The organism is Lawsonibacter sp. OA9 (assembly GCF_022440585.1).
Genome location: NZ_JAKNTI010000001.1, coordinates 1 through 5735, shown reverse-complemented (window position 1 = coordinate 5735; position 5735 = coordinate 1). Strand labels below are relative to the sequence as shown.

The 5735-nt window shown below is 43.7% G+C and carries 5 protein-coding genes and 1 pseudogene; 2 read left to right on the top strand and 4 right to left on the bottom strand.

What is annotated here, in order from left to right; all coding sequences use genetic code 11:
• A pseudogene (locus MCG44_RS00030) lies at nt 1–519 on the bottom strand (SAM-dependent methyltransferase); the annotation flags it as partial.
• Nucleotides 520–780: 261 nt separating this feature from the next.
• On the opposite strand from MCG44_RS00030, the gene MCG44_RS00025 reads away from it, so the two are divergent.
• Complete coding sequence (locus MCG44_RS00025) at nt 781–1716, top strand: DDE-type integrase/transposase/recombinase (protein WP_240286005.1); 936 nt, start codon at nt 781–783, stop codon at nt 1714–1716.
• A gap of 21 nt (nt 1717–1737) precedes the next feature.
• Here the strand turns inward: MCG44_RS00025 and spoVG are convergent, their stop codons facing one another.
• Genes spoVG through MCG44_RS00010 form a run of 3 tightly spaced genes read right to left on the bottom strand, consistent with a single transcriptional unit; the run spans nt 1738 to nt 4434 of the window.
• Nucleotides 1738–2016 (bottom strand): septation regulator SpoVG, encoded by a 279-nt coding sequence (gene spoVG / locus MCG44_RS00020; protein ID WP_240286003.1) that lies wholly within the window; start codon nt 2014–2016, stop codon nt 1738–1740.
• Nucleotides 2017–2041: 25 nt separating this feature from the next.
• Complete coding sequence (glgD, locus tag MCG44_RS00015) at nt 2042–3160, bottom strand: glucose-1-phosphate adenylyltransferase subunit GlgD (protein ID WP_028529117.1); 1119 nt, start codon at nt 3158–3160, stop codon at nt 2042–2044.
• Between the two features lie 2 nt (nt 3161–3162).
• Nucleotides 3163–4434 carry a glucose-1-phosphate adenylyltransferase gene (locus MCG44_RS00010; protein WP_240286001.1) on the bottom strand — a complete coding sequence of 424 codons (1272 nt, stop codon included), beginning with the start codon at nt 4432–4434 and terminating at the stop codon, nt 3163–3165.
• A gap of 278 nt (nt 4435–4712) precedes the next feature.
• On the opposite strand from MCG44_RS00010, the gene MCG44_RS00005 reads away from it, so the two are divergent.
• Nucleotides 4713–5678: a UDP-N-acetylmuramate--L-alanine ligase gene (locus MCG44_RS00005; protein ID WP_412531116.1), complete on the top strand. Its 966-nt coding sequence runs from the start codon at nt 4713–4715 to the stop codon at nt 5676–5678.
• The last annotated feature ends 57 nt before the right edge of the window (nt 5679–5735 follow it).

The following is a 5735-nucleotide window of genomic DNA, read 5'->3' as shown; positions in this document are numbered from 1 at the left end:
GATTTTATCAAAATATGCTTCAAAACAACGGCTCAGATTTCCAGGTTTTTCATTGGTTATAAACGCATTCTCAATTCCCATCATCTCAATATTTTTTAAAAGTGCTTTTGCCCGTGATGCATTGATCTCATTGGCGACCAGGAGTCCTTCTCTTCCTACTAACGCTCCCAGTTCGGTGGCCTTTCCGCCGGGAGCCGCACACAGATCAAGAACTCTGTCGCCCTTTTCAACAGGAAGTCGCGAAGCGGGCGTCATTGCACTCGGCTCCTGCAGATAATAAAGTCCCGCAAAATAATAGGGGTGTCTGGACGGCATATCCTCCTCCCGATAGAAATACCCATTCGGTACCCACGGTACCGGCGTGATCGAAAACGGGGCGATGGCTTCAAATTCCCGGGGTGATATTTTCAATGTATTGACTCTCAGGCCAAACTGTCTGGGCTCATCATAACTTTTTATAAATTCCTGATACTCTCCGCCCAGCATCTGTTCCATTCTCCTGTTGAATCCCTGCGGCAATTCCAATTTTCATAACCTCCCATACAAAATAATTCGCAGAAAAACCCTGCCGGTACTGAGTATCGGCAGGGCACATAATAATCGTATTATAATAATATCACATAAACCGGTTGTTTGTCTATGTTTTATTCAGCGACAGCTTCTTCCATATGTAGGATTACAATACATATGTTACAACTGAATAATTAAAATGCAGGGATCTCTCCTTTGTGTTATATTTTAGTCACCACAACCACAACATAAACAAAGGAGTTCCCTGCTATGGCTAGTATAACACAAGATATGAGATACCGTCTATCCCTGATCCGTTACGCTGAGAAGTATGGCGTTACCAAAGCTGCCGTTAAATATAAAACCAATCGGCAGTATATCTATCGCTGGAAACGTCGCTTTGACGGCTCTATGGAGTCCCTCCGTGAACGCTCCAGACGCCCACACAGCCATCCTAATCAGCATACGCCTCAGGAGATCAAAATGATTACCGATATGCGCAGACGTAATCCTGAGGCTGGTTTAGTCATCTTTTGGGTAAAACTTATGCAGCGCGGTTATTCCCGTTCTATTCCCGGGCTTTACCGTTTCCTTAGAAAACAGGGGATTATGGCTGTTCATCCTCCTAATCCCAAGTACATTCCTAAGCCTTATGAGCAGATGGCCTATCCCGGACAGCGGATTCAGATTGACGTGAAATTTGTCCCTTCTGCCTGCCTCATGAATGAAGCCAAAGACCAACGGTTTTATCAGTACACCGCCATTGATGAGTACTCCAGATGGCGGTTTGTGGAAGCATTTGAAGAACACAGCTCCTATTCCGCTGCCTTGTTCCTTGAGCATCTTATCAAAGCGTTTCCCTGCCCTGTCGAATGTGTCCAGACTGATAATGGTCAGGAATTTACCAAACGCTTCAGCTCTTACGGCGGTTCGGATAAACCTACCATCTTTCAAGTCCGGCTTAAGGAATACGGCATCAGGCACAAGCTGATACGTCCATTTACTCCAAGGCATAATGGCAAAGTGGAGCGAAGCCACAGGAAAGACAATGAGCGTTTCTATGCTGTCCACAGTTTTTACTCTTTTGAAGACTTCAGCAAACAGTTAAAACTCTATAACCGCAGAGATTATAATAACTTTCCTATGCGCCCACTTGGATGGAAAACCCCAAAACAGGTACTGGATAATTATCTGATGTCACTGTAACATATGTTTGACAAACCTACATTATTCAGCGACAGCTTCTTCCATATCCATCGCCTCTTCATATTTCCCTAAAATAATGGACTGGATCCTTTCGCGTGTCTGAGAATTGATCGGATGCGCGATATCACGATATTCACCATCTGTTGCTTTTCTGCTCGGCATCGCAATAAACAGCCCTTTTTCTCCTTCAATAACTTTGATATCATGAACAACAAACTCTTCATCTATGGTGATGGAAACCACCGCTTTCATTTTGCCTTCTTTAGCAACCTTCCTAACTCTTACGTCCGTAATATTCATAACCTTTCTCCTTCCTGTTCTCCCTCTAGATGACGTAGCGTGCATTATTTTCCACTACGATTTTAATGCCATCTTCACCGCAGTGATAGGAATTTGCACGCACTGTATCACGACTCTCAACGATACAGTTCTCAATATGAGTGTTGTCCCCCAGATATACCCCATTTAAAATAATCGAATTTTTAATCACACAGTTGTTCCCAACATATACTTTCTTAAACAGCACCGAATTTTCCACATGCCCATTGATAATACAGCCGCTGGAAATCAGGCTGTTTTTTACCTGGCTGTCCGGATTGTATTTTGCCGGCGGAAGGTCATCAATCTTGGAACAAATTCCAGGATTGTCAGAAAAGAAATGTTTTCGCACTTCTGGTTTCAGGAAATCCATGTTTGTCTGATAATAGGACTCTACCGTGGAAATATTGCTCCAGTAAGTATCAATCTTATATCCGTAAATTCTCTTAAGGTTTTTATAACGAATCAGTACATCATTTACAAAGTCATGACGATCTTCCAGCGCACACCGCTCAATCATCTCGATCAGCTGGCGCCTTCTGATGATATAAATACCTGTAGATATTGTGTTGGAAGTAGAAATCATTGGTTTTTCATCGAATTCTTCAATCCGATGGTCTTCATTCATTTTCAATACACCGAAACGGCTGATATCCGTGCCGGCTTCACAATCTGTACACACAACAGTTACATCTGCACGCTTCTTAATGTGGTATTCCAAAACTTTATTATAATCCAGCTTATACACGCCATCACCGGATGCAATTACCACATACGGTTCATGGCTGCTCTTTAAAAATTCAAGATTCTGATAGATCGCATCGGCTGTACCGCGGTACCACCAGCTGTTATCAGATGTGACGGTTGGCGTAAACACATAAAGGCCCCCTTGTTTACGTCCGAAATCCCACCACTTTGAAGAACTTAAATGTTCATTTAATGATCTGGCATTATACTGTGTCAAAACAGCGACTTTTTGAATATGAGAGTTAGACATGTTGCTCAGCGAGAAGTCGATACTTCGGTAACTTCCTGCAACAGGCATTGCCGCAATCGCACGCTTCTTTGATAATTCCCTCATCTTATTACTGTTTCCGCCTGCCAGAATAATTCCCAATGCTCTCATACTCATTTACCATCCTTCCCAATTATTGCTCCGCCGCTTATCAGCTCTCCGCCCGGATAGTCTTCAAGCGTGGTCGTACCGGTAATTGCAGTATTTTTTCCGATCACTACATTAGACGGAATCACACTGTTCTCCCCAACTGTTACGAGCCCGAAGCTATAAACTGCCGGTTTCAGCACATTAAGCGCTTCTTCTCCGGCTCCCATCACCACGTTGCTGCCCACCGTAACATTTTCCGCAATAATCGCTTTATCAATTACAGTTCCGGCACCAATCCGGCAATGCCGCATAATAATCGAACCGCGTACAATGGCTCCTTCTTCAATCGTGACGTCTGCGCCTATGACTGAATTATGTACTTCGCCATAAATCTCAGACCCCTCACTGATCAGACTCTTTTCCACCACTGCATCATTCGAAATATACTGAGGACGGATAATATCCCCCTTTGTATATATTTTCCAAAACTCTTCATATAAATTAAATTCCGGAATAATATCTATGAGTTCCATATTTGCTTCCCAGTAGGAACCCAGTGTACCGACATCTTTCCAATACCCATTAAATTCATACGCAAAGAGACGTTTTCCATTATCTCTGCAGTATGGCAGGATATGTTTGCCGAAGTCACACCCCTTCTGTTCCCGCAAAGCTACCAGGGACTCTTTTAATGTCTTCCAGCTGAAAATGTAGATCCCCATTGATGCCAGGTTGCTTCTCGGATTTTCCGGTTTTTCTTCAAATTCCGTAATCCGCCCGGTTTCATCCGTAATCATGATACCGAATCGGCTGGCTTCCTCAAGCGGCACCGGCATCGTTGCAATCGTCACGTCTGCCTTATTTGCTTTATGGAAATCAAGCATCACTTCATAATCCATCTTATAAATATGGTCTCCTGATAATATCAGGACATAATCCGGATTATAGCTTTCCATGTAATCCATATTCTGGAAGATCGCGTTTGCGGTGCCCGTGTACCACTGACTGTTTTCACTTTTTTCATATGGAGGAAGGACTGTTACACCACCGACATTCTTATCCAAATCCCACGGTATACCAATCCCGATATGAGCGTTCAAACGCAATGGCTGGTACTGTGTTAATACACCTACCGTATCTACGCCGGAATTAATACAATTGCTGAGCGGAAAATCAATGATTCGATATTTGCCGCCAAATGCTACTGCTGGTTTTGCTACTTTCTCTGTCAATACGCCCAGCCTGCTGCCCTGCCCTCCTGCAAGCAGCATAGCGATCATTTCTTTCTTAACCATGCAATCACCTCTTGTCATATATAATAAATGAATTATACCATACTTTAGCACATTAGTGAACAACTTTTACATATTTTTATCCTTATAAACATCTGTTTTTAGAACAATTTACCTAAAATTCGACTAATTTTTACGCGAAACCGGGATTTTCGCGCTACCAATAGTTCCTATCGATTATACATTACTATACAATTCGTACACTGTCATAAAGAAACCCTTTTCATTTTTTTAACTTAAGCGTATAATATTTTTAATTACATAGAAAAGGAGTTACTACAATGTACACCATAGATTTCAATCAGCCTATGCACATCCATTTCATCGGCATTGGAGGCATCAGCATGAGCGGTCTCGCCCAGATTCTGCTGAAAGAAAACTTTCAGATCTCCGGATCCGACGCAAAGGAAAGCGCTCTGACAAAACAGCTGGAAGAAAAAGGCGCCGTCCTTTACTACGGGCAGCGTGCCTCCAACATTGATGATTCCGTAGACCTTGTGGTCTACACAGCTGCTATCCACCCGGATAACCCGGAATATGCAGCGGCTGTGGAAAGATCAATCCCCATGCTGACACGTGCCCAGCTTCTGGGACAGATCATGAAGAATTATGAGGTTCCGATCGCCGTATCCGGCACTCATGGAAAGACGACAACAACCTCCATGCTTTCCCATATACTGATGCAGGGCAACTGTGATCCGACAATATCTGTCGGAGGGATTCTTCCATCTATTCATGGGAATATCCGGGTTGGAAATTCCGGTACCTTTATCACCGAGGCCTGTGAGTATACAAACAGCTTTCTCAGCTTTTTTCCAAAAATCAGTATCATACTGAACATGGATGCCGATCACCTGGATTTCTTTACGGGCATCGATGACATTCGCCGTTCATTCCGGAAATTCGCAGAGCTGCTGCCAGATGACGGCACACTGATCATCAACAGTGATACACCCGAATATGAAACAGTCACGGACGGTCTTTCCTGCCGCGTTATCACATACGGTCTGAATTCCAAGGCCGAATATACGGCTGCCGCCATCCGTTTCGACAGCTTCGGGCATCCGACCTTTGACTGCCTCAGAAACGGAAACAAAATCGGCACTTTTTCATTGAAGGTTCCCGGCTTCATAATGTTTCTAATGCGCTCGCGTCCATTGCGGCCGCACAGCTTTTTGAACTTGATTCTGATATCATCCAGGAAGGCTTTTCGGGTTTTCTGGGAACAGACCGCAGGTTTCAAATAAAGGAGAAATTGGCGGTGTAACTGTCATTGACGACTATGCACACCACCCGACTGAAAT